We start from the raw sequence: 24359 nt of genomic DNA, 5'->3' as shown, positions 1-24359 counted from the left end.
ACGCCACAAACCCCTTGAAGTCCCATAAAAATGGTGGTTACCCTTATTGCCAACAAGCATCAACAGGATGAAATTTTAATTTTTAAGAGTCAAGTTTCATTTTAAGCGTTTATTTTTTAAAAGGCAAAATTTTTTTAAAGGTAAAAGAACGAAAAGAATCCATACATGTATCACAGCAAAAAGGCGACATATTATGCTTAAAAACACTCTCATTTCTCATAAGCAGGCTCCCACACACCCACAAATCCTTTAAATTACGTGAAAATGGTGGTCACTTTCATCGCAAATAAGCATAATAGAATGAAACTTTAATTTTAAGCATTATTTTTCTCTAAGAAACAGGGATTTGACATGACAGAACAAAAAAATAAACCAATTGATCCGCCTCTTTTCCCTCAGTTGATTTTAACACTCGATGTTCGGCGCAACACCCCACACACATTTTTGCAGCAAATTTTGCAAACAAAGTCTTTTGCATGCGTCATCCTCTATGATTCTGAAAAATTGAAAGATGATAGCTCTTTTTTACAACAACAAGCGCAAACTTACGCAGAAGATATTCAACATCATAACGCAGCCCTTCTCATCGCTGATGACAGCCGCATTGCTGGGCGCATAAAGGCTGATGGATTGCACATAGAAGATGATCTTAACGCTCTTGAAAGCTTCAAAAATCAGCAAAAGGAACAAAAAATCATAGGCTTTGGCAATCTACGCAATCGCCATAGTGCTATGCTTGCAGCGGAAACAGGTGTTGATTATCTATTTTTTGGCAAATTAGGGGCTGATAAAAAACCCCATGCGCACCCCCGCAATCTCCAGTTAGCAACATGGTGGGCAGAAATTATGCAAACCCCCGCCATTATCCAAGCAGGAAGCGATTTTTCAACCTTTGATGAAGTCTTAAAGACTGGATGTGAATTCATTGCTGTAGAAGAAGTGATTTTGGGGAACGACAACCCCTTAATACTGCTTAAAACAATGCAAGAAAAATGTGAAAACACCCCCTTGTAATATAGGAGGAGAATTTATAAATAAAGCGTTAATAAAAATCCAAACACTCACCACTATATTACTTATGTAGAGCACACAATAACAGATAAAGAAGATACCTCGAAACTCAATAAAATTGCTTAATAATTCAATCAAATGAGATGAAAAGCTAGCATCTTTTTTTGATATAATAAATAGAGAGAAGAATCATAAAAACTTTCTAATTCAAAATCTTATAAAAAGAAGCCTTTATGATTGCGGGGGAATTTGTCATTGTTAATGTTGATCACTAATACCAACAACGAATGATAGAGATATGAAGGGGACATAAAAAATGGAATACAAATACAGAGGGCCGTTTGAATACAATGGAACACTTGAAGATCTTAAAAACATAATTCGCAAAGCTGGATATCAAATCACAGATGTTAAAGCCATACAAAAAAGTCCCTATGGTTTTACGTATAAGATTGAAGCCTCTGAAGGAAGAATCATTCTTTGGGATGATAACACAGGAAAAACAGTCATACTAGGTGAAAAAATTTTCTGCCATGAGCTAGAAAAAGCTTTAGCAAAGCATCTAGAAGAAACATCAACGATTCCTTCCTCAAAAACTGCCCCCAATACCTCAAATAAAAAAATCTTTATCGTTCATGGTCACGATCGTTATGCCTTAAAGGAGCTTGAACTTATTCTTCTCAAGCTTGGTCTCGAACCATACATCTTACAAAACACGAGTGGTAATGGTTTAACCATCATTCAAACTTTGAAAAAAGAAATTTGTGACAGTTCTATAGGTTTTGGTATTGTACTCCTCACGCATGATGACATGGGTTATGCTATATCTCAAGGTGCAGAAAAAGTTCAACCCCGTGCACGACAAAACGTTATTTTCGAAATGGGCATGTTAGCTGCCGCACTTCCTCTTGAGAGGATTGCTATTCTACAAAAAGAAGGCATTGAAATGCTTTCAGATGTTGGTGGAGTTTACTACCTTTCTTTTAAAGAACACGTAAAAGAAACATTTCCCAAACTTATAGAGCGCTTAGGAGAAGCTGATTTCTCTTTTAATACAAATACAATTACTCGTGCATTAAATTAAATTTGAATAATGCTTATGTTTATTTTTTAAAGCGCACGCCCAAAACCACAAGACACCCCATCACATTCCACAGACACACAGATCCTATAGGCTCAAAGAAACGATCACCCCCCAACCCTTCCTCAAACAGCAAGCGATTGTGCAAATTTAAATGAAGAGACCGCGTGTGAATTCACTACCGTAGAAGAAATCATTTTAGTCTCTTTGATAAACGCGGGGCTGTTGTCATAATTTTGGTAATTGTTCCAGAAAGGTTTAAGAGGCAGATAGCCTCTGATTAGATTAAAGAAAAATAGGAAATTCACGTCGGGCATGTACTACAGCTACAATTTCGATTTGATTTGCAGCTACTCGATACAATATAAGGTAATTTGGATGCGCTACAATTTCTCGTAATCCTAATACCTTCTCACTCTGTCTGTATAAATATGGATGTTCTGCCAATGGCAGTACGGAGGCTTCTAAAAACCTTTTCATTCGGCGCGTAGCAGATGAATTTTCGCGAGCAATGTACGTTAAAATCTGACGCAAATCGTCGCGCGTCGAAGACAACCAAACAACCGGAAGCATCACTTTTCCTGTTCAGCTTCAAGCTGACTGATTATAACTTCCATTTCAGCCATAACCTCATCATGCGGAATAGGAGGATATGGATTTGCAAGACTTCTCGCTACCTTATCGCGCAGCCATGCAGTGTAGCTGCTTTCCTGTTCAACAGTTTCGAACTCTGAAATTAGCGGAGAAAGGGTGGTCTTCATAATATATGTCCTTTCTATTCCTGAATATTGAAGATAATTACTCTTGGCTATGTTGTCAATACTAGAGAATTGAAAATGTTTAACTTTTAAGCGTCCAAAGTTCTTTTGATCTTAAAACTTAAGGCTTTTTAACCCTCTCAAAAAACACGGATCTGATATCATGATTTTGGTAATCGTTCCAGAGAGGTTTAAGAGGCGAATAGCCTCTCATTAAAAAACAAATTTTGTAAGTAAAAAACTATTTTTATTGTAAATTTCCTGAAATTACTTTATGAATTAAAAGATGTTTTGGTCGCATACGCAACGACCAAGAGGGTCTTGAAAGCCCGAAAATCTAAACATGAATTTACCCCACTTTGTGGGTATCCCGGAATTCCGGGAGTTTTTGCTATGTCCAGGTGCTTTAAGCACTAAAAGTAAAAAAAGCTGATTAGATTTCAGTACTTTCAAGCTCCCGGAATACTCATGCGAGGGCGCTCGCAACCGGCGGGGAAAAATGCAATCTCAGAATCTTGATATTGACCTTTTTATTGGCAAAAAAATTCGCTTAAAACGAAAAATGTTGAAGATGTCTCAAAAAACATTAGGTCAACATTTAGGCGTCACTTTCCAACAAATCCAGAAATATGAAAAAGGCTTAAATCGTGTCAGCGCAGGGCGTTTAATGGAAATTTCTGATATTTTGAATGTTCCACTTTCCTTTTTTTACGCGGATATCTTAACAAAACAACAGCCCCCATATCATCATGATGAAATCGCATCGAGCACAGAGGAATATCTGCTGCTCCAAAGATTTAGAACTCTCACAACGGTAAAAAAGAAAGCCTTTTTACAGCTCATCGCTGATGAGAATGCAAGCTAACATCATACGGATAGCGCACTATTCATAAGCATTCATACGTATTTTAAAAAGCAGCCCCCATTGTAAGCATTTTTTCATTTTAGGAGGAGATGCCCTTAATATAATAGAAGATAAGCATTTTTACACACGATACTCTTCATCATTATTATTTTTAACAAAACTGTTTTAAACAGTCTGGCTCTCGTCGACATTTATGCTATTTTTTTAAACTTACCCAACCCTACCTTAACTAAGATGAAAAACTGAGAAATAAAAAGTAATATAGAAATGAGATTCTTATACGGCTTGTAATGATGAAAGAAAAATGTGAAAATTCTGATCGGTAATGAGGAGAAAACACCATGATCAAGAGAAGCGTGAAGCTGCTTATCTTAGGCGTGATTGGACTTGCAAGTTCTGCTGTCAATTCAGCTGGAAACACTGAAGAATTCTCAAGTTCTGAAGGCTCTTTCAATACGATTCAAGAAGCTTCAAACACTCAAGAACCTTTTCAGCCCTTAAAAGCTGGAGACTATGATCAAGCCTATGACTATTACATCCAAGGTTATTATTTAAAAGCTTTTCGTGAAGCACTCCGACGTGCTGAAAAAAATGATCCTTTTGCACAAACTCTTCTTGCCCGAATTTATATGGAGGGATGTGCTGTCCCTATTGACGGTGCGCGTGCTGCTTTATGGTTTGAACGCGCCGCAAAACAGGGGGAACCCCAAGCACAACTACGCTATGGACTTATGTTGTTTGATGGTCACTTTATAAAACAAAATCAAGAACTTGGTGAACAATTCATTCAAAAAGCTGTCAATGCAGGCGTCAAGGAAGCCTATTTTTATTATGGACAACTGCTTCTTTATAAAGCCTCACAGGAAAAACAAGCTCTCCCCGGTGTTTCTTCCCAAAGTCGTGAAAATGAAGCAATCGAGCAAGCCTTAAAATTGTACTTAAAAGGTGCTGCTCTTGGGGATGCTGAAGCTGCTTTTTCTGCTGCAAAAATTCTTGCCTTAGGCACGTTAACACGACCCAAGGATGATCGCAATGCCCGCAAACTCATGGAGGTAGCGGCTCAAAACAACCACTTAAAAGCTCAACTTCATTTAGCACAATGGCTTATACAGGGGCGTGGAGGAGAAACAGATTTTCCCCGTGCTTTTCATTTACTTCAAAGAAATGCTATCAACATGATAGCACCAGCACAGATTTCCCTTGCAAGGCTTTATCGAGATGGCACAGGAACAAAAGGCGATATAATAATGGCAGCGGCATGGTATATGCTTGCAAAGGAGGCAAAAATGCAAGCCCCTGATCTTGAAATGATGCTCCAAGGCATGGACAAAACACAACTAGAAAAAGCGCACAAAGAAGCAATAAAGCTCCTTCCTGTTTTTTAAAATACTCCTCTCTGCTTCAAAAAGATAAAATTTATAGAAATTCCGGAAGATTTTGCACTGTCTAGGGGCGATAAGCCCTAAAAGCAAAAAGGCTGACTAGGACTCAGTGTTTTTAACTCCCAGAATACCAATGCGAGGGCGCTCGCACCCCGTCGGAGGGAAATGCAAACCAAAGATCTTTATAACGACATTTCCATTGGTAAAGAAAACGCACTGATGTCATTTGCTTAAGCAAACAATATCCAATAAGCAAAAGAACTAGGCTATCACGCAAATTCCAAAAGCTCTATTTTTTCATTCTTTTTGCTTGGATAAAAAACACGCCGTCTCTTATAAAAAAACTATTTTTTATTGTAAATTCCCTAAAATTACTTTATGAATTAAAAGATGTTTTGGTCGCATACGCAACGACCAATAGGGCCTTGAAAACCCGAAAACTCAAACATGAATTTACCCCACTTTGTGGGTATCCCGGAATTCCGGGAGTTTTTGCTATGTCCAGGTGCTTTAAGCACTAAAAGCAAAAAGGCTGATTTGAGTTCAGTATTTTCAAGCTCCCGGAATACCAACGCGAGGGCGCTCGCAACCGGCGGGGGCTTTAAAATGCGAGCTAAAAATCCTCATATTGATCTTTTTGTAGGCAAAAAAATTCGTTTGAGACGAAAAATGCTAAAAATGTCTCAAACAACTTTAGGTCAACATTTAGGTGTTACTTTCCAACAAATCCAGAAATATGAAAACGGCTTAAATCGTGTCAGTGCAGGGCGTTTAAAAGAGATTTCCGATATCCTAAATGTTCCGGTTTCCTTTTTCTATGCTGATATCGTCACAAAACAACAGCCCCCATACCACCATGATGAAATCGCATCAAGCACAGAGGAATACCTGCTTTTAAAAAGATTTAGAGTTCTAACCACTGTAAAAAAGAAAGCCATTTTACAGCTGATCTCTGATGAGAATGCAAGCTAACATCATACGGATAGCACACACCACACTCTATCCCATGAGACACTATAATAAACTCCGTATTCAAATATTCACCACACATTCTCAATTAAAAACACCTCATGGTTTTACGGAACTTATATCATTGCCATCAATTATATCATTGCCATCAATGATGATATTTTACGACACAACGGGATAAATTCCCCCAAAAATTCTAAAAAATTTTTGTGCAAATTTTTAAAAAGCTTGCGTCTGAGCGCTTTTTATGGTCTTGCAAAGAACTGAAAAGCAAAAATACATCAAGGTCCTTTTTTACTTAAGCTTTTCTCTTTGCAAAAAACATGAGAAAACCTATGGAGCACACAGGACCATGAGAGAGCCGCAAGGCTAATCAAAGAGATTTGAGCCCGAAAATAACAAAAGAGCTCACCGTTAAAGGCAGCAAAGAAAAGCGCCATAACGACAACAAAAGAGTTCTTTTTGCAAGAATAGAATTGGATAGAAACGATGAAAATTAATGGCAATGAAATTCGCCCTGGTAATGTGATCGAACATCAAGGAAGCTTATGGGTTGCTGTTAAATGCAACGCTGTAAAACCAGGAAAAGGTGGTGCATTTAACCAAGTTGAAATGAAAAATTTAATTGATGGTACAAAACTTAATGAACGGTTTCGTGCTGCTGAGACGGTTGAACGCGTGCGCCTTGAACAAAAAGATTTCACATTTCTTTATCAACAAGGGGATGCTTTGGTCTTTATGGATTCAGAATCTTATGAACAACTTGAACTTCAAAAGGATTTTGTTGGTGAACGTGCTGCGTTTCTCCAAGATGGGATGACTGTCACAGTTGAACTTTATCAAGAAAAGCCTATTGGCATCTCACTTCCTGATCAAGTTGCTGTCACGATTGTGGAAGCCGATCCTGCCATCAAAGGACAAACGGTTACCTCCTCTTATAAACCCGCCATTCTTGAAAACGGGATTCGTATTCTTGTTCCCCCCTTTATGAATGCTGGTGAACGTATTATTGTAGACACCAATGAGTTGATTTATTTGCGTCGCGCAAATGAAAAAGATAAATAAAGGAATAAAAAATGGCCCATTCTGCAGTCATGAATGTCATGGTGCAAGCTGCAATGAAAGCAGGACGCTCGTTGGTGCGTGATTACGGTGAAGTGCAAAATTTGCAAGTATCTTTGAAAGGACCAGCAGATTATGTCAGCCAAGCAGATCGCAAAGCAGAAAAAATCATTTTCAATGAATTAAGCAAAGCGCGCCCCAAATTTGGTTTTCTAATGGAAGAATCTGAAGAAATCATTGGCGAAGATTCCCAACATCGTTTCATTATTGACCCTCTAGATGGCACCACAAATTTTCTTCATGGCATTCCTTTTTTTGCTGTTTCCATTGCCTTAGAAAGTCAAGGGAAAATCGTTGCTGGTGTCATTTACAATCCCGTAAGTGATGAACTATTTACCGCAGAACGCGGTTGTGGTGCTTTTTTCAATGACCGGCGCTGTCGCGTTTCTGCTCGACGCAGACTAGAAGATTGTGTCATTGCCACAGGTATGCCGCATTTTGGTCGCCCAAATCATGGAACCTATCTTATTGAATTACGCAATGTGATGGCGGAAGTTGCCGGACTTCGCCGTTTTGGCGCTGCTGCTCTTGATTTAGCTTATGTTGCTTCTGGCCGAACCGATGGCTTTTGGGAAGATAACCTGCAAATTTGGGATATGGCTGCTGGAATATTGATGGTTCGCGAAGCCGGTGGTTTTGTCACCGATAAAGAAGGCGGCAGCGATATATTCCGCAAAAAAAATATCATTGCTGGCAATGAACACATTCGCATCAAACTAGAAAAAACCCTCAAAAAAGGCATTTAGACCTCAGAAGTAGTGTCTTTTTAAAAGGCAATGCTAAAAGTTCAACTTTGCAACATCCCCATAGAGATATCTCTCATCACGCAACCTTATCTCTTATTGAATTGCGCAAGTAATGATGAAAGTTGCTGGACTTCGCCGTCTTAGCGCTGCTGCTCTTAATTTAGCTTATGTCACCGCAGGAAAAACCGATGGCTTTTGGGAAGATAACCTACAAATTTTTGATAGAACTACCGGCATACTGATGGTTCGCGAAGCCGGCGGCTTTATCACCGATAAAGAAGGCAACAATATATCCCGCAAAAAAATATCATTGCTGGCAATGAACACATTCGCATCAAACTAGAAAAAACCCTCAAAAAAAGTATTTAACTCTTACAGTTTTTTACAAAAACCTTAGAACCTTAAAAAACCACGTGGAGAGAGAGTTTTAAATTTTCTTTACATAAAACGATAGGAAATAACTGATCAGATAGTGACAAAAACATCATCACAAATAAAAAATATACTCGCTATACCCCCACAAAAGCAATCCTCAACAGCTTACCTTATTGACGTTTCTGTTATTCAAATCCCCCTCCAAACAAGCTAAAAAAGGCAATAAACAAAAAAACATCATAACAAAAAGCTACAAAAAGCAATTATCGAACCCAAAACAAAAACACAATCCATTTCCTCCTCAATATATGCTCTTTATAGTGCGCTATCCATTGATCAAAAAACTCTCCTCTCTCATAAAAGCTGCCGCATATGTTTAAGAGTTTTCACGTCTTTTCCACCACTGCATAATAGCAGAGATTTCCGAAAATCCACTGATTTATAGGACTGTTCTCTACCCCTTTATTCAACCGTTTTACAAATAGTTTATCAAATGCCGACGACATTTATAATAATGAAAATCTTTGTTTTCCAAAATTGCTTTCTGCATTTCACTTGCAAGCTGCTCTTTATCTTTTTCAATAGCCTCTTCCAGCACCTTTACCTTCTCATTACAGAAGATAATTTTTAATTTTTCTTTTAACTTTTTTTCCTCAACAAGCTTCTCCCAAAAGATCAATCGGTTATCGCATTTCTCATTTGATGATTTCATCCACTCTTTAACGCCTAATTTATAAATTTCTTCAAATGTTGGATTCCCTTCAACAATGGAAAGATTTTTTGCTCTATTTGTGTCATTCTCTTTACAAGTATTGATTACATCTCTAACTGTGACAGAATGGCAACCATTATCAAAGGCAACATAGCCCTTTTTCACTGTTTTAATAAGCTTCTTATAGTAAATGAAAGTTTCTCTTGCCGCCTTATAATCACTGGAAATATCACACAACAACAACAACACATTCTTTTTACAATATAATAATAAAGTACACTCACCAGATCAAGATTTCGAAAGCGTTAGTATTTCCTCTATCTCTTCATGTTCTGTACTTATAGAGATGCTGTCCCACAAAGTATCTGTAAACTTTTTCTTTTTATACTCCCCTGTAGAGTTTTCCTTTTGGTGCTGTTTACATTCAGCTGTAATCATATCATCAAGAACATATAACCACCAATGAAGTAATAACATCGTAGGTTGACTCCGTTTTTTGTTCGTAAGAGGATCTACAAACTTTTGCAGAGTTATTCCATTCTTTCTCATTAATCGCACTGCTTTTACACAAAATTTCTTAAAATACGAGTTATCCAAGACACTACATATTTTTTTGTAATGTTCATAAGTAAGTTTTTTTCCAAGTGCTTGCTTGTACAATAAACGCACTTTGTGCTCACCTCGAACACAAATATCCTTTACCAATGGAAGCCGATCTCCACTGAATTTCATATCTTCCCTAGGATTTTTTATCCCCAGTACGTCTCTTTCCCATAGCCTTACTCCCTCATCCCATTGTTTCAACTATTCCTGCGATACTTTTTGAGTTTTTGCCAAAAGTCTCTGTTCCCCTTCTGCAATAATATCTTGATATCCAACGCAATCTTGCTCTTTTGGCTCAAGTTGTTTAGTTAAATGCTTGTTTTGATAAATTGCCAATGCAAGCATTAAGCTTCCTCCACAACACACTATCATTGCAAAACCAAACAAAAAATCCACTGAGTATCCCAAATACCACGACTTCCCCATCAATATGATGCAGAAAATTATAACGCCGAATCTTCTGCTCCCACATTCTTTCCCTCATTTCCAAATGACCTTAATTGTAGCTATTATGAAAGCTATTGCCCATTTTATGTCTTCTTCCATTCTTGCTCTCTTTTATTCTCACCAACATTTAACGCAGCTCTTTTATCGATTTCTCGATATTGTATCATTGTGTGTACATCTGATTTGAAAATCACTACATATTATATTTTAATAAAAACAATACACAAAATATAGATATTTTTGTTGGTAAAATAGAACAATTTGTATTTAATAATGCTGTTTTAGTGATTTATGTACTTTAAAGAAAAGCCTTATAAGCCCTCAAAATGCATGATCCATGAAATATTGATTTTCAAAGTAATAAAAACCTTAACTCAACCAAACAGCAAAACAAACTGCGTGCTTTGTTCGCACTGTTTTATAACATCGATAAAAAGCGCCTCTCTGCCTATTTATCAGTTCTTCTTTAAGTAGCCCAGCACCATCATACTCTTATGCCAGCGCCCCCCGTTGTGACAGTCCCTACAACTTGTGACGATTCATGAAGAGGACTTATTCTTTCTAAAGTGTTTTATTCACGCGGGCTCTCTCTGCTTGCCACATACAAGAGACATGGTTTTGATTGATTTAATATAACTAAATTTGACATGAGAAAATCCTATAGTATTAATAATCTCTCATAAAAAACAATGAATTATCCTTATAAATCAACGTGACAGTGCTGTTATGAAGAGAACTCCTTGCACATCTTAATAGTTCATAGAGATTAACTGGGTGTCATTTTATATTCTGTACACAGATGAAGTATTTTTATAAAAATGCTCCGTCTCACGCAGAAAAAAGGACAGCCCGTTAAGACTTTAAAAAGAAAAACCTCTCAATGCTTGCCCTCTTTTTTCCATGAGAGATTCAAATTGATAAGCCTGTCTGAAAGGAGTGCTGGTTATGTCCTTAAAGATACTGCTCTTGTATCAAGATCACTTACTCCGGTGAAAATTGGAGTTTTGCGAGGTAAGCATAGACGCCATTTTTTGCCACAAGTTCTGCATGGGTTCCTTCTTCCACAAGAGCGCCTTTATCCATCACGAGAATACGATCAGCTTTTAAAATTGTTGCCAAACGATGTGCAATTACCAAGGTTGTACGATTTTGCATCAATCCTTCTAAGGCGTCTTGCACCAACTTTTCACTGTTTGCATCTAAAGCAGATGTTGCTTCATCAAGTAGCAACAGGGGTGCATTTCTTAGAATTGCCCGTGCAATACCAATGCGTTGTTTTTGCCCCCCAGAAAGCATGGTACCACGTTCTCCTACTTGCGTATCCAAGCCATCTGGTAAAGCTTGAATAAATTCAAGTGCATTAGCCGCCTTAGCGGCAGAAAGGATTTCCTCTTCATGAGTATTTTCAGTTCCAAAAATAATATTATCACGCAATGTTCCATCAAAAATGGCGACATCCTGTGGAACATAGGAAATTGCGCTGCGTAAATCTTCTAAAGAAAGGCGATTAATTTCCATGCCATCCAACCGAATTGTTCCACTTATCGGGTCATAAAAACGAAGGATCAAAGAAAAAATGGTGCTTTTTCCTGCTCCTGAAGCCCCAACAAAAGCAACCGTTTCGCCTGCCTTCACAGAAAACGAAAGCGAGCGTAAAATCTTCTCTTGTGGTCTAGAAGGATAAATAAAATCAACCTGATCAAAAACAAGTTCGCCTCGAACAGGTTGTTCCAATGATAAAGGATTTTTAGGAGCTACAATAGTAGGTTGTTCTTGTAGCAATTCGGAAAGCCGCTCAGCAGCGCCTGCTGCTTGGATTAACTCTGCCCCCAGTTCCGATAATTGCGCAAAAGTAGAAGCTCCAAAAACCGCATAAAGGACAAATTGCCCTAATGTCCCACCTGTCATCGTTCCATTCAAAACATCGCGCGACCCAATCCATAAAACAGCAACCACACTGCTAAAAACCAAAAAAATTGCAAACCCCGTAAAAAAGGAGCGCAGGATCACAGAAGCACGTGCTGTTTGAAAAGCCCGTTCTATCAATTGTGAAAACCGTGTTGCAACGAGTTTTTCTGCGGTAAAAGCTTGCACAGTGCGAATAGCACTTACCTGTTCTGTAGCAACAGCATTGGCATCTGCCAGACGATCTTGCGCCGCACGCGTACGAGAGCGAACTTTCCGCCCAAAAACCACCAAGGGAATAGCCACAACAGGAATAGCAACCAAAACCAACAAAGACAATTTAGCATTGGTAATCACCATCATCACGACGGCTCCGATCACTATAATCAACTGACGCAAAGCAGTAGAGGCGGTAGAACCCACAGCTAATTTTATTTGTGTGGTATCTGTTAGAAGCCTTGAAACAATCTCTCCTGAATGCGACCGATCAAAAAAAGCAGGAGAAAGTTTCATAATATGAATAAACACATCACGCCGTAAATCGGCAACAATCCGCTCTCCCAATGTGATAACACAATAATAACGGCCAGCAGAAGCAAATGCGAGAAGCAAGGCTAAGATAAACAAAATTCCGAAGTAAAAATTGATATGTCCATGGCTTGAAGTAGAAAACCCATGATCAAACATTTGGCGGATAGCCACAGGCAAAGCTAATGTGACAAGAGCAGCAACAGATAACGCTAGAAAGGCAAAGATAAACAACCAACGATAGCGCAAAAGATAAGGAAAAAAAATTGCAAGCGAAGAGAATGAAGATTTTTTAAGGGAAGACTTTGTAGATTTTTCTGAATGATTGAAGAGATTCATAAGGTTTCGCTCACTATATTGAATTTATAACACTTGATACAATGATGCATCTTGAACACTTGTTTTTTTATGCATGCTCAGCTATAGGAATAAATACTTTAATCAATGTATCAAAAAGACAAAGGAAGCGCACTTAAAAAATCGAGCAAGTGCTGTTTCATTCTGTAAACGCAAAAGGTTTTTACGCATGAAAGCGAATATTCATCCCAACTATCACACAATTACCGTTGTTATGACGGATGGAACCCAATATAAAACGCGCTCTACTTGGGGAAAAGAAGGCGATACTCTTAATCTAGATATTGACCCAAGAACGCATCCAGCATGGACAGGTGGCTCCCAGACACTCGTAGACCGTGGCGGTCGTCTTTCTAAATTCAAAAATCGTTTTGGTAATATTGGCATGTAAAAGCCTATTCCTGATTATAAAGAGCACAAGTTTTAAAAAATGATTGCTCTATTGTAAGTGATTGGTTTTTTTATGCTGTAAAGAGTGCACTTTAAATATTAATTCAAAAACGCATCCAACATAAATAGATGGGATCTTAGGCACTAATAAATCTTGGTGGCTGCGTTTTTTAAATTTAAAAATCAGTTTGAAATACGAGCATAAATCCTTCCTCGTAGAGTATAACGACCTGAAATAAAATAATTGCAAACCATTCTTCTTTTTTTGGAACTGAAAAATACCCGTGAAGAGAGTATTCTTGTCGCCGCTAAAGCGGCTAATGCGCTTGAACTGATTCAAGCTTTACCAGATAGCTTGATACGTGAATAGGAGAACGTGGTACCATGCTTTCTGGGGGACAAAACAACACATTGATATTGCACGTGCAATTCTAAGAAATGCACCCCTGTTGCTGCAAGCCGGCACCATCATTATATTTGCCAGCTCATGGGTATTGCTACAGCCCTTGGCACTTGAGAGGATTTATTATAAACATTTTAAGTCCTTCCTTAATATTTTTTTATTCACGCGGTCTCTCCCCACTTGTAACGTACAAGAGACATGGTTTTTGTTGTTTCAACATGGAACAGGTTTGAAATGAGAAAATCCTGTAATATTCGGGATCCCCATTCAACATACAAAACAGTGAACTATTATTATAAATCAAAGTGTTGCTGCTTGATGAAGCAACATCTGCTTTAGATGCAAACAGTAAAAAGTTGGTGCAAGACGCCTTAGAAAGATTGATGCAAAATCGTACAACCTTGGTAATTACACATCGTTTGGCAACAATTTTAAAAGCTGATCGTATTCTCGTGATGGATAAAGGCGCTCTTGTGGAAGAAGGAACCCATGCAGAACTTGTGGCAAAAAATGGCGTCTATGCTTACCTCGCAAAACTCCAATTTTCACCTGAGTAAGTGATCATTATAAAGAGCAGTATCTTTAAGGGCACATAAACAGTACTCTTTTCAGACAGGCTTATCAATTTGAATCTCTCATGGAAAAAAGAGGGCAAGCATTGAGAGTTTTTTCTTTTTAAAGTCTTAACGGGCTGTTTTTTCTGCGTGAGATGGAGCATTTTTATAAAAATACTTCATCTGTGTACAAAATATAAAATGATCCCAGTTAATCTTTATGAACTATTAAGATGTGCAAGGAGTTCTCTTCATAACAGCACTGTTACGTTGATTTATAAGGATAATTCATTGTTTTTTATGAGAGATCATGAATACCATAGGATTTTCTCATGTCAAACCCTCATAGTGAATCAAACAAAATCTCTTGGCTTGCACATCACAAGCAGAGTTAGCGTGTGGAGTGAAGCTTTACAAAAAAGAACAAAATGCCTCTCTTATCCCTTTAAATACCAAGGGCTGTCACAACATTGGGGCGCTGGAAAGAGTATACGACTGGCAAAGAGTATAATGGTGCTCGCCTTACCGAGGAAGCCCTTATGCGGCCCACTTTATAGGCTGGATACAAGCTCTACCCTAAAGACTGATCACACTCTTAAAAAAACTGAATATGAAAAATTTTTCATGCCCTCTATCACCGCCCTAAACAATAGTGTTTACCGAAAATCATGACAAATTGTAATTCACAAATAGGCTTTTCTCATCTGCAAGAGTATCCTTTTATTCTCTTTCAAAAAAACGAACACTTTTTGAACATTGTTTGCAGATCCGTACTATTGAAAAAGAGCAAAAACTCTTTTAGCGCTTTTGGGCTTCTTATAACTTTTGTGAGCGCGTATAAGCAACAGCTTTTATAATAAACCAGCTGTTGGCAAAATCGTAAAATTTTATCAAATTTATTGTTTGTAAATATCACCACAACCACTGTTCTGCTCTTGCAGACACGCATCCTCAAAACACTTTCTCTTTGCTCACAAATTGTCTCTCCAGCTCTTTCTTCCAGTCATAGCCTATAAAAATAAGGATAGCGTACTTTAATTGGACACCATCTTCCCACACCACCACCAACGCCATCATTTATATTTACAGCCCTCAATTTTATAGCCACCCCCTGTCGTGCTTTAAGAAGGCACATTAACGATGATAGAAACATGTACAAAGAGGATATATTTTTAAGGTATTTATGTTTTAAAGCTTACACCAAATCATAATTTTTTTATAGCTAGTCAAGCGTCTGCAGAACTAACACCCTAACCCTTTTAAACCGTTCAGCTGTTTCAGTCACAGATAAGCCAAGTTCTACAATTATATCTTCAACCACGAGTTCACCGAGGTACAGAGGATTTTCCATCATTTTTTAGCACTCCCTCTTCAGTGATCCTCTGGATAATTAACTCATTCAGCATCTATACCAGCAAAGCCAAACATTACGTGCTAATTTTCCTTTACAATCATTAACCAATAGCCCTCAAAATGACCTTGTAGTGAATAGAGCTAAAAGGATAAGTCATTCAAAGTCATCTGGAGATATAGCTATATCAAAAGCACCTAAAATACGCCTTAGTTGCTCAGTATAGGCGACCTTCCCCCTTTTATCGTATCAGCTTGTAGAAGACTTTAAATCCTTTATGTTTAAATAAAAAAATCATAATTGGATTATATTGCATAAAGATGCTTTTTCTGATTTTTCCATTTAACACACGATAAGATACCATTTAGGCACCATGAGAAGCTTTCCCCTTATATCATGATTTCAGAGCCGCATGAGAAAAATAAAATAAGCCGTTTGGGTGTCTTAGGTCAAGGATGCCGTTAGACGCAACCTTTAAAGAATTTCCTTGAGCTTAAGGATCAAGGCTTGTTAGTCCTCTCATTAAACGCAGGTCTAATGTTATGATCTTGGAGAGCGATTATTAAGAATTTGAGAGGCAGACAACCTCTCATTTTGATTTATATGCAAACAAATTGCACTCTATTTATTCAGGGAGAATAAGAACATACCCAGGAGGTGCTAAACGGAATAAGAGAGCGTCGTAACCCCACGCAGCAGACAGGCAGCAAATAGAAGAAACGCCTTCAAGAATTGTTAAGAATAATGCGTACGATATAGCGGCTTCATCTGCTGCTTCACGGCGTTCTATGAGATATCCGAAAAAAAACAAAAAGCACCCTATTCCACTCACCGACCCAAAGACTTTTAATGCGGTATGAACCGGTCCACGTATGCTGAGCAAGATAATAAAAATTATGAAAGTAAATACTGTAAAGATCCCTTCGAATACCCCACGCACCATATTGCACAATTTTCGCATCATAATTACAGAAAAGCTCTGTTCTGCGTATCGATTTTTTCTTTTTGTGCTTGTATTCTTAGAAGATATGCTGTCCACAACTCCCCCCCATTTTAAGCCAAAATGCTGTAAAATTAGCTATTTGTAATTATATCATCATAAAATACAAGAAAAATTTATTCATTTTAACGAAAAATAGGTGTTTTATTGAGGTGCAAATCTATTTTGTTAGCAAGAGTTATTCAATCCGTTCGTCAATAGAAAGGCTACCCCCTTGCAGAGGAAGCTATCCTGACGCACAAAAACTTCATAAGCTGTATATTAAAATCCACTCAGACATCGCAACTCTCTAATCTACCCGCTTAATCCACCTTTGAAACTGCAATCAAATGAATTCTGCTGATGACAAGTAATGATAACATGAAAAAGAAAAAATATCACAATATCAAACTCTTCAATACAGTCTTAGTTTTATGATTTTCATTCAAAAAGCAAGTGCCCACCCATGAACGACACCATACTAAGATGCTGCGCATTCACAAATTTCCTTTAAAGCACCATCTCCCCTTCCCGCAATCGCACCTCTTGCGCAATATTATCTCTCGATAGTACCCATTAGAGACTTTTAAAAGGTCCAAGGAGAAAACTCTCTGAGAAAGCTTTCAAGCCTAAAACGCCCCCGCCATTTTTATCATGATGAGGGCACCCAAAATCACGCAGAAACATGTAAAATCTCTCCGCATTTAGGTATAGGGCTTGTGCTTCAAGCGCACGCTTTTTCTTGTTCTGTTGTCCATTGTCCCAAAGCCGCAAGATGATTCATCAAAGCCCGATGACTAAATGCCTTCTGTGCAACAGCAATATTCTCATCTTTTCCAGCCCATGCTTTTAAAGCAGCTGCTTGCAATGCCCGTCCATAAGAAAAAGTCAATTTCCAAGGCAATGCGCCCAAAGAATTCATGGCAGATAAATGCGCCGTTGCTTCCTGATCAGACTGCCCTCCAGAAAGAAAAGCAATTCCTGGAACAGCGGCAGGAACAGTCTGTTTAAGCACCTGGACGGTCTTTTCAGCAACTTCTTCGACAGAAGCCTTGCGCGCATCCTTACCATCAATCACCATATTGGGCTTTAAAATCATCCCCTCCAAAAGAACACGAGCTTCAAATAATTCTTTAAAGACGGTCTGTAAGACAGCTTTTGTCACCTCAAAGCAGCGTGTAATGGAATGCCCACACGATGGTCCATCCATCAACACTTCGGGCTCAACAATCGGCACAATCTTGAACTCCTGACACAAAGCAGCATAGCGTGCAAGAGCTTGTGCATTTTGTCTTATTGCTCCTCTTGTTGGCAAAGTGTGTTCATCAATAGCAATCACCGCACGCCATTTAGCAAAACGTGCTCCCAAAGCATAATAGTCTTTTAGCCGTTCACGAAGACCATCCAACCCTTCGGTAATTGTCTCTTGAGGAAAAGCGGCCAAGGGTTTTGCACCGGTATCAACTTTAATCCCTGGCAAAGCGCCTGCATCCCGAATAAGATCCGTCAACATTTTCCCAGTTGATGCTTTTTGCCGAATGGTTTCATCAAATAAAATAACCCCAGAGATGGCGCTTTCCATTGCTTCTTTTGTACTAAAAAGCATTTCACGATAAGCACGGCGTCTATCTTCATTGGATTCAACACCAATGCTTTCAAAACGCTTTCCAATGGTCGCCGTACTTTCATCTGCCGCCAAAATACCTTTACCCGCATGCACCAAAGCAAGTGCAATATCTTCAAGCCGTTCATTCATAAAAAAATCCTCTTTATTTTGTCTTAAAATTTCATTTTGTCTTAAAACTTCCAAAAGTGCGCAACACTATCAAAACACCCTTAAACGACCGTATAGTTTTTCTTTAACCTTCTTCTTCAAAGAAGCCCTCTAAGCCTGCATAAGGGCAAGAATTCCAGGCAGAACCTTACCTTCCATCCATTCTAAAAAAGCCCCTCCAGCAGTCGAGAGATAAGTAAAATCATTGGCAACACCAGCATGATTAAGAGCAAAAACTGTATCGCCCCCTCCCGCAATTGAAACCAACTTTCCCGTCAAACTACGTTCTGCTGCATGGCGTGCAACTGCAATGGTCCCCTTATCAAAAGGAGACATTTCAAAAACACCAAGGGGTCCATTCCACACAAGAGTAGCAGCTTTATCTATCACAGTATTGATATGCGCAATAGAGCGTGTCCCAATATCCAATATCATGCCATCTTGTGGAATATCTTCAATGTCATAAAGACGATGCGGTGCATCTTTTTCAAAGCGAAATCCAACGACAGCATCCTGAGGGAGCAGAAGCGTACATTGACACTCTTGCGCTTTTTTAATGATTTTTTTTATCGTGTCCATCAGTGCATGTTCACACAGTGACTTACCAACAGACACACCTTGCGCTACTAAAAAACTGTTAGCCATGCCCCCACCAATCACGAGATGATCAACTTTTTCCACCAAATGATTGAGCACAAAAAGCTTGCTGGAAACTTTCGCTCCTCCCACAATGGCAACCACAGGGTGTGTTGGATTGCCAAGTCCCTTTTCTAACGCCTGCATCTCACCTTGCAAAGAACGCCCTGCATAAGAAGGCAACAAATGCGTTATTCCCTCCACCGAAGCATGGGCACGATGAGAAACTGAAAAAGCATCATTGACATAGAGATCCCCATTATGAGCCAAAGCTTCCGCAAAAGAACAATCATTCTTTTCTTCACCAGCATAAAAACGAACATTTTCAAGCAGTAAAATACCCCCATTTTGTAATGACTCAACCGCAACCTGCACCACCGAACCGATGCAGTCAGGAGCAAAAGAAACAGGCTGATTAATGATCTTTTCCAGCACTTGCACAACAGGACGGAGTGAAAACTCTGGCTCTACCTTTCCTTTGGGGCGACCACAATGAGAAAGCAGAATAAGTTTAGCACCCCGCTTTTGTAGCTCAACGAGTGTCTCTTTATGTCGCTCTAAGCGTGTCGTATCACAGACCTTGCCCTGCGCCATTGGCACATTAAAATCCACCCGCACAAGAACACGTTTTCCAGTGACATCAACATCATCAAGTGTACGAAACCCCATCACTGCTTCCTCTTCACTTTCCATTGTTTCAAATAAAAACGCATCCAACAACCCTGCCCACTTTTCTTTCCACTTATCCCCTCTTTGCTTTTACAAGAGATCCACGACAGCCCATCTCTCACCCTCTGCTTCTGAAAAGCCAAAGCTTTCATCATCAAATGTACAAAAGCCCACCATTGCTCTTAATCTTCATATCCCATTGTGGCAAACAAATGCATTGGCTCAACTTGATCTCTATTAAAGCTTCCTTTTACTTCTAGGCAAAAGAATTTACATCTCCTAATTTTCTGACGTTTTCTCAAAGAGTGTCTCGTTCAGATCTTACTTTTTCAAAGTTTACTCTTTCATGCAGCTTTTAAAAGCACGTATTGACCCAGTATTAAAACAAAACACACCATCAATTTTTCAATAGTTTCTTCTCTCCAGCGCATGAGAACAACAGCCTCTATCTGTTGTTCTCAAAATTGTACAAAAATGAGACTTTTTCCTATAAAAAGGAGGACCCTGAGGTCCTCTTATATTGTCTTAGCAAAAGCCACAGCCGTATCACTCATACGGTTAGAAAAGCCCCATTCATTATCATACCAAACCAAAACGCGACAGAGCTTACCATCAATCACTTTTGTTTGATCATTGTGGAAAATAGCTGAATGAGGATTATGATTAAAATCACAACTCACGAGTTTTTCTTCTGTATAATCCAAAACGCCCTTCAAAGGACCTTGTGCAGCAATAGCAATGGCTGTATTAATTTCTTCAATTGTTGTGGAACGCTTAGCGGTAAATGTCAAATCAACCACAGAAACATTAGGGGTCGGAACACGAATCGATACACCATCAAGCAATCCCTTTAATTCTGGCAAGACCAATCCCACAGCTTTTGCCGCTCCTGTTGAGGTAGGAATCATAGAAAGAGCTGCCGCACGTGCACGATAAAGGTCACGATGCATTGTATCCAACACAGGTTGATCACCCGTATAAGAATGGATTGTTGTCATAAAGCCCTTTTCAATGCCCACCGTGTTGTGCAAGACTTGTGCAACAGGCGCCAAACAATTGGTTGTACAAGAAGCATTTGAAACAACGCGATGCTCGCTGCTTAAAGATTGATGATTAACCCCATAGACGACCGTAAGATCTGCTCCTTCAGAAGGCGCAGAAACAAGAACACGCTTTGCCCCCGCATCCAAATGAGCACTTGCTTTATCACGCGCAGTAAAAATGCCCGTACATTCTAAAGCAATATCAATATCCAAATCTTTCCAAGGCAATTGAGCAGGATCACGCTCTGCGCATACCTTTATTAAACCACTCCCCACATCAATGGCATCCCCTACCACCTTAACGGTCCCAGGGAAACGCCCATGAACTGAATCATAGCGCAACAAATGGGCATTTGTTTCCACCGATCCCAAATCATTAATTGCGACCACTTCAATATCTTTCCGTTCACTTTCCACAAGTGCACGTAAAATATTGCGACCAATACGACCAAACCCATTAATTGCAACACGAACTGTCATTTCACATGTTTCCTCATCAATTTTTTAAGCACAACATTTAAAACACAATAAATGGGTATTTCACCAATCCCAAATCATTAATTCCCACAATGTCAATATCTTGATCACTCACTCACTTATCCACAATAATGCACAAGATCATCCAGAACACTGCACAGAATATGATGCCCTAAAACCATCCCATTCATGACAACACAAGCTGTCATTTTGTCTTTTCCTCTTTGATCTTTCCAAGCTCTTTTTCAACAGTGGCGACCACATTCTCACAAGTAATACCGAAATGCGCATAAAGGGCATCAATTGTTCCACTTGCCCCAAAGCCCTCCATACCAATAAACACACCATCACAGCCAATAAAACGGTCCCATCCTTGGGCGACAGCAGCTTCAATGGCAATTTTAATCGGCGCATCTCCAATGAGAGCACGCTGATAGGAGAGAGATTGTTGAGAAAAGAGTTCAAAACAAGGCACAGAAACCACACGCGTTGGAATGCCTTTTTCTTCTAACACCGCATGTGCCTCCACCGCAATTTGCAATTCTGAACCAGAAGCAAACAGCGTCACTTGTGCATCATCGCTAGCTGTTAGGAATTCATAAGCACCGAGCATACAGAGATTTTCTTCTTCATACTCTTGACGCAAAAGCGGTAGATTTTGTCGACTCAAAGCCAAGGTAGAAGGCGTTTTGCGTGCTTTCAAAGCCAATTGCCAACACTCAACTGTCTCCATAGCATCAGCAGGGCGGAACACAAGATGATTAGGCATTGCGCGCAGGCAAGCCAAATGCTCCACGGGTTGATGGGTAGGACCATCCTCACCAAGACCAATGGAATCATGAGTCATGACATAAATCACCCGCAATCCCATCAAAGAAGAGAGCCGCATAGCGGGACGCATATAGTCAGAAAAGCATAAAAAGGTTCCCCCATAAGGAATAAAGCCGCCATAAAGGGCAAGACCATTCATCACGGCTCCCATTGCATGTTCGCGAATTCCATAATGCAGATAGCGCCCTGAAAAATCTTCAGCAGAGATACTTTTCATCTGACTGCTTTTGGTATTATTAGATCCGGTTAGATCAGCCGAACCACCAATGGTCTCAACAACGACTTCATTGATCACTTCAAGAGCCATTTCCGAGGCTTTACGCGTAGCAACAACGGGGCGCTCTTCAACCAGTTTTTGTTTATAAGTATCAATAGCGCCATCAAATCCACCCACGAGATCGCCTCGCATCAATCTTTCGAACTCCACACGCTCTGAGACAGGAAGATCAGCAAATTTTGCTTCCCACTTTTGACGTTTTTTAGCAGCATTGAGACTAGCCAAGCGCCAACTATCGAGAATATCGGCTGGAATAACGAAAGGCTCAGCCTCCCACCCTAAAGCGATACGGGTTTCAGTGATTTCTCGTGCGCCCAAAGGAGCTCCATGAACTTTATTGGTACCCGCTTTATTTGGCGCTCCAAAACCAATTGTTGTTTTACAAGCAATCAAAGTTGGTTTATCGGAATTTTGTGCCGCCTCAATAGCCCGCGCAATTGCTGCTTGATCATGCCCATTGACTTTATGGGTCTCCCAACCAGAAGCTTTAAAACGCGCAATCTGATCAGTACTATCAGCAAGTGAAATCTCTCCATCGATGGAAATATTATTATCGTCCCACAACACAATCAACTTATTGAGTTTCAAATGGCCAGCAAGGGAAATCGCTTCTTGAGATATCCCTTCCATAAGGCATCCATCACCCACCAACGCGTAAGTGTAATGATTGATGAGATCACCAAAACGGGCATTTTGCAAACGCTCACCAATCGCCATTCCCACAGCATTTGCCAACCCTTGTCCAAGTGGCCCAGTGGTTGTTTCGATTCCTGCAATATGCCCATATTCTGGATGCCCAGCAAGTTTAGACCCTATCTGGCGAAAATTTTTGAGATCCTCAAGAGAGAGATCTTCATAACCAGAAAGATACAAGAGAGCATAAAGCAACATAGACCCATGCCCCGCCGATAACACAAAACGATCACGGTTAGGCCAGCGAGGATTTTTAGGATCATGAGCAAGGAATTGTGTATAAAGGACCGTAGCAATATCGGCTGCCCCCATTGGCAAGCCCGGATGACCAGAATTTGCTTTTTCAATCGCATCAATAGCAAGAAAACGGATAGCATTGGCCATCTGATTCTGTTGGTGGGTATTTGTCATGAATAATCGACCATTTCGTTAAATACGTTATTCTGTTGCTTTTTCCGTATTCTCTTAAAATTCTCAAGGAATACTATTTTTTAACCATTAGCGTGAAACTTTTTGCCACCACTTCAATAACATTAACAACATTCCCCTCACGCGTCCTGTATATCCATGTCATTTATGTCAATACGCGCAAAAAATCCAGCTTTTAATTTATATCTATCCCCTGCTTTGCTTGCTAAAATATCCTACATACTTAAAAATAAAATGCACACAATACAAAATTGAAAGTGATTCGTTTTTGCATAACACATTGATAAAGGATACAATTACCCAAAGGATAAAAGCAATGAACCAAGAAACGACGGTTCTACAAGATGCTCTAGAGCACCTAGAAAAAGCACTTAGAACTTTAGAGATCACCATAATAAACCGCAATGCCGTTATTGATAAAAATAACGAATGGGAAGAAGAAATTCAACGAATGAATGCTGACCGCAGCCATCTTGCTCAAGCGCTTGACAAAGCTGAAGCCCAAATTGAACGCTTAGAGTCCGTAAACAAAGAAGTTTCCAAACGTCTTATTAAAGCAATGGAAACAATTCGTGTTGTCATTGATAGATAAAGGTTTGAATGTATGGAAACTGTTTCCGTTACCATTGATGGTAAAATTTATCGCATGGCTTGTGATAAAGGACAAGAACGTCGTCTTATCGCGCTTGCTGCTCAATTGGATCAATATATCACACATTTAAAGAACAATTTTGGTGAAATTGGCGACCATCGTTTATCGGTTATGGCTGGCATAATGATTATCGATGAAATGGAAGAAATAAAACGAGAAAATAAAAAACTACAAGAAGACTACAATGCTCTTTTACGACTCCACAACGAAAGAGACCGCACCATGGGGAAAATTATGCGTGACACCACACAACGCATTGAAAATCTCACCAACCAATTGCTCAAAGATGATCAAAACAGCACAAACTTTCAAGAACAGGAAGATTTCTAAAAGTACATCA

The 24359-nt window shown here is 39.4% G+C and carries 22 protein-coding genes and 2 pseudogenes; 13 read left to right on the top strand and 11 right to left on the bottom strand.

The genetic code is table 11. The features are described 5' to 3' along the window. The first annotated feature begins 351 nt into the window (after positions 1 to 351). On the top strand, positions 352 to 1014 hold the full coding sequence (locus ACFIJ9_RS01640) for a thiamine phosphate synthase (RefSeq protein ID WP_375635529.1): 663 nt from the start codon (positions 352 to 354) through the stop codon (positions 1012 to 1014). 313 nt (positions 1015 to 1327) lie between these two features. Next, complete coding sequence (locus ACFIJ9_RS01635; RefSeq protein ID WP_375635528.1) at positions 1328 to 2095, top strand: TIR domain-containing protein; 768 nt, start codon at positions 1328 to 1330, stop codon at positions 2093 to 2095. Between the two features lie 282 nt (positions 2096 to 2377). Here the strand turns inward: ACFIJ9_RS01635 and ACFIJ9_RS01630 are convergent, their stop codons facing one another. Beyond that, on the bottom strand, positions 2378 to 2647 hold the full coding sequence (locus ACFIJ9_RS01630; protein ID WP_375635527.1) for a type II toxin-antitoxin system RelE/ParE family toxin: 270 nt from the start codon (positions 2645 to 2647) through the stop codon (positions 2378 to 2380). 17 nt (positions 2648 to 2664) lie between these two features. Continuing rightward, positions 2665 to 2853 (bottom strand): antitoxin, encoded by a 189-nt coding sequence (locus ACFIJ9_RS01625; RefSeq protein ID WP_375619989.1) that lies wholly within the window; start codon positions 2851 to 2853, stop codon positions 2665 to 2667. Positions 2854 to 3349: 496 nt separating this feature from the next. Between ACFIJ9_RS01625 and ACFIJ9_RS01620 the strand changes: the two genes are divergently transcribed. The 6 genes and pseudogenes from ACFIJ9_RS01620 to ACFIJ9_RS01595 form a co-directional block, all read left to right on the top strand. Continuing rightward, entirely contained in the window at positions 3350 to 3715 is a 366-nt protein-coding gene (locus ACFIJ9_RS01620; protein ID WP_375635526.1) for a helix-turn-helix domain-containing protein, read from the top strand. A gap of 341 nt (positions 3716 to 4056) precedes the next feature. Continuing rightward, on the top strand, positions 4057 to 5100 hold the full coding sequence (locus ACFIJ9_RS01615; protein WP_375635525.1) for a tetratricopeptide repeat protein: 1044 nt from the start codon (positions 4057 to 4059) through the stop codon (positions 5098 to 5100). A 444-nt stretch (positions 5101 to 5544) separates the two neighbouring features. Next, positions 5545 to 6069, top strand: coding sequence for a helix-turn-helix domain-containing protein (locus ACFIJ9_RS01610; protein ID WP_375635524.1), 525 nt, complete (start codon positions 5545 to 5547; stop codon positions 6067 to 6069). 486 nt (positions 6070 to 6555) lie between these two features. Continuing rightward, the gene (gene efp, locus ACFIJ9_RS01605; protein ID WP_273787683.1) at positions 6556 to 7131 is read left to right on the top strand and encodes an elongation factor P; all 576 of its coding nucleotides are present in this window, start codon (positions 6556 to 6558) and stop codon (positions 7129 to 7131) included. 11 nt (positions 7132 to 7142) lie between these two features. Further along, a complete protein-coding gene (locus ACFIJ9_RS01600; protein ID WP_015856959.1) occupies positions 7143 to 7934 on the top strand; it encodes an inositol monophosphatase family protein in 792 nt (263 codons plus the stop codon). A gap of 92 nt (positions 7935 to 8026) precedes the next feature. Further along, positions 8027 to 8303, top strand: a pseudogene (locus ACFIJ9_RS01595) (inositol monophosphatase family protein); the annotation flags it as partial. 481 nt (positions 8304 to 8784) lie between these two features. Here the strand turns inward: ACFIJ9_RS01595 and ACFIJ9_RS01590 are convergent. From ACFIJ9_RS01590 to ACFIJ9_RS01575, 4 genes are all read right to left on the bottom strand, one after another. Continuing rightward, on the bottom strand, positions 8785 to 9186 hold the full coding sequence (locus ACFIJ9_RS01590) for a hypothetical protein (RefSeq protein ID WP_375635523.1): 402 nt from the start codon (positions 9184 to 9186) through the stop codon (positions 8785 to 8787). Between the two features lie 123 nt (positions 9187 to 9309). Next, positions 9310 to 9825, bottom strand: a complete 516-nt coding sequence (locus tag ACFIJ9_RS01585) for a hypothetical protein (RefSeq protein ID WP_375635522.1) — start codon at positions 9823 to 9825, stop codon at positions 9310 to 9312. Continuing rightward, positions 9826 to 10020, bottom strand: a complete 195-nt coding sequence (locus ACFIJ9_RS01580; RefSeq protein WP_375635521.1) for a hypothetical protein — start codon at positions 10018 to 10020, stop codon at positions 9826 to 9828. A gap of 1032 nt (positions 10021 to 11052) precedes the next feature. Continuing rightward, positions 11053 to 12843: an ABC transporter transmembrane domain-containing protein gene (locus tag ACFIJ9_RS01575; protein WP_375635520.1), complete on the bottom strand. Its 1791-nt coding sequence runs from the start codon at positions 12841 to 12843 to the stop codon at positions 11053 to 11055. Between the two features lie 187 nt (positions 12844 to 13030). Here ACFIJ9_RS01575 and rpmE point away from each other — a divergent pair, with 187 nt between their 5' ends. From rpmE to ACFIJ9_RS01560, 3 genes and pseudogenes are all read left to right on the top strand, one after another. Then, a complete protein-coding gene (gene rpmE, locus ACFIJ9_RS01570; RefSeq protein ID WP_015856961.1) occupies positions 13031 to 13252 on the top strand; it encodes a 50S ribosomal protein L31 in 222 nt (73 codons plus the stop codon). A gap of 243 nt (positions 13253 to 13495) precedes the next feature. Then, positions 13496 to 13621 (top strand): hypothetical protein, encoded by a 126-nt coding sequence (locus tag ACFIJ9_RS01565; protein WP_375635519.1) that lies wholly within the window; start codon positions 13496 to 13498, stop codon positions 13619 to 13621. A gap of 338 nt (positions 13622 to 13959) precedes the next feature. Then, positions 13960 to 14211: pseudogene (locus tag ACFIJ9_RS01560) on the top strand (ABC transporter); the annotation flags it as partial. Between the two features lie 1973 nt (positions 14212 to 16184). Here ACFIJ9_RS01560 and ACFIJ9_RS01555 read toward each other — a convergent pair. The 5 genes from ACFIJ9_RS01555 to tkt all read right to left on the bottom strand — a co-directional run bounded on the left by ACFIJ9_RS01555 (position 16185) and on the right by tkt (position 23349). Beyond that, on the bottom strand, positions 16185 to 16523 hold the full coding sequence (locus tag ACFIJ9_RS01555) for a hypothetical protein (protein WP_375635518.1): 339 nt from the start codon (positions 16521 to 16523) through the stop codon (positions 16185 to 16187). Between the two features lie 739 nt (positions 16524 to 17262). Continuing rightward, positions 17263 to 18294, bottom strand: a complete 1032-nt coding sequence (locus ACFIJ9_RS01550) for a class I fructose-bisphosphate aldolase (RefSeq protein ID WP_375635517.1) — start codon at positions 18292 to 18294, stop codon at positions 17263 to 17265. Positions 18295 to 18423: 129 nt separating this feature from the next. After that, a complete protein-coding gene (locus ACFIJ9_RS01545) occupies positions 18424 to 19617 on the bottom strand; it encodes a phosphoglycerate kinase (RefSeq protein ID WP_375635658.1) in 1194 nt (397 codons plus the stop codon). Between the two features lie 515 nt (positions 19618 to 20132). After that, positions 20133 to 21140, bottom strand: a complete 1008-nt coding sequence (gene gap, locus ACFIJ9_RS01540; RefSeq protein ID WP_375635516.1) for a type I glyceraldehyde-3-phosphate dehydrogenase — start codon at positions 21138 to 21140, stop codon at positions 20133 to 20135. 202 nt (positions 21141 to 21342) lie between these two features. After that, on the bottom strand, positions 21343 to 23349 hold the full coding sequence (tkt, locus tag ACFIJ9_RS01535) for a transketolase (RefSeq protein ID WP_375635515.1): 2007 nt from the start codon (positions 23347 to 23349) through the stop codon (positions 21343 to 21345). Positions 23350 to 23683: 334 nt separating this feature from the next. Here tkt and ACFIJ9_RS01530 point away from each other — a divergent pair, with 334 nt between their 5' ends. Then, complete coding sequence (locus tag ACFIJ9_RS01530) at positions 23684 to 23959, top strand: DUF4164 domain-containing protein (RefSeq protein WP_005774573.1); 276 nt, start codon at positions 23684 to 23686, stop codon at positions 23957 to 23959. Between the two features lie 12 nt (positions 23960 to 23971). Next, entirely contained in the window at positions 23972 to 24349 is a 378-nt protein-coding gene (locus ACFIJ9_RS01525; protein WP_375635514.1) for a cell division protein ZapA, read from the top strand. Positions 24350 to 24359 lie beyond the last annotated feature (10 nt).

Source organism: Bartonella sp. MR90HLJMH (assembly GCF_042194115.1).
In the GTDB taxonomy this organism is placed as follows: Bacteria; Pseudomonadota; Alphaproteobacteria; order Rhizobiales; family Rhizobiaceae; genus Bartonella; species Bartonella grahamii.
The sequence above is the reverse complement of the archived record's forward strand: the minus strand, read 5'-3'. Positions and strand labels throughout refer to the sequence as shown.

Excerpts from the sequence above, each read along its gene's own strand:
- ACFIJ9_RS01640 (WP_375635529.1), top strand. The coding sequence starts at position 352 with ATGACAGAACAAAAAAATAAACCAATTGATCCGCCTCTTTTCCCTCAG.
- ACFIJ9_RS01635 (WP_375635528.1), top strand. The coding sequence starts at position 1,328 with ATGGAATACAAATACAGAGGGCCGTTTGAATACAATGGAACACTTGAA.
- ACFIJ9_RS01625 (WP_375619989.1), bottom strand. The coding sequence starts at position 2,853 with ATGAAGACCACCCTTTCTCCGCTAATTTCAGAGTTCGAAACTGTTGAA.
- ACFIJ9_RS01620 (WP_375635526.1), top strand. The coding sequence starts at position 3,350 with ATGCAATCTCAGAATCTTGATATTGACCTTTTTATTGGCAAAAAAATT.
- ACFIJ9_RS01615 (WP_375635525.1), top strand. The coding sequence starts at position 4,057 with ATGATCAAGAGAAGCGTGAAGCTGCTTATCTTAGGCGTGATTGGACTT.
- ACFIJ9_RS01610 (WP_375635524.1), top strand. The coding sequence starts at position 5,545 with ATGAATTTACCCCACTTTGTGGGTATCCCGGAATTCCGGGAGTTTTTG.
- efp (WP_273787683.1), top strand. The coding sequence starts at position 6,556 with ATGAAAATTAATGGCAATGAAATTCGCCCTGGTAATGTGATCGAACAT.
- ACFIJ9_RS01600 (WP_015856959.1), top strand. The coding sequence starts at position 7,143 with ATGGCCCATTCTGCAGTCATGAATGTCATGGTGCAAGCTGCAATGAAA.
- ACFIJ9_RS01575 (WP_375635520.1), bottom strand. The coding sequence starts at position 12,843 with ATGAATCTCTTCAATCATTCAGAAAAATCTACAAAGTCTTCCCTTAAA.
- rpmE (WP_015856961.1), top strand. The coding sequence starts at position 13,031 with ATGAAAGCGAATATTCATCCCAACTATCACACAATTACCGTTGTTATG.
- ACFIJ9_RS01555 (WP_375635518.1), bottom strand. The coding sequence starts at position 16,523 with ATGATGCGAAAATTGTGCAATATGGTGCGTGGGGTATTCGAAGGGATC.
- ACFIJ9_RS01550 (WP_375635517.1), bottom strand. The coding sequence starts at position 18,294 with ATGAATGAACGGCTTGAAGATATTGCACTTGCTTTGGTGCATGCGGGT.
- ACFIJ9_RS01545 (WP_375635658.1), bottom strand. The coding sequence starts at position 19,617 with ATGGGGTTTCGTACACTTGATGATGTTGATGTCACTGGAAAACGTGTT.
- gap (WP_375635516.1), bottom strand. The coding sequence starts at position 21,140 with ATGACAGTTCGTGTTGCAATTAATGGGTTTGGTCGTATTGGTCGCAAT.
- tkt (WP_375635515.1), bottom strand. The coding sequence starts at position 23,349 with ATGACAAATACCCACCAACAGAATCAGATGGCCAATGCTATCCGTTTT.
- ACFIJ9_RS01530 (WP_005774573.1), top strand. The coding sequence starts at position 23,684 with ATGAACCAAGAAACGACGGTTCTACAAGATGCTCTAGAGCACCTAGAA.
- ACFIJ9_RS01525 (WP_375635514.1), top strand. The coding sequence starts at position 23,972 with ATGGAAACTGTTTCCGTTACCATTGATGGTAAAATTTATCGCATGGCT.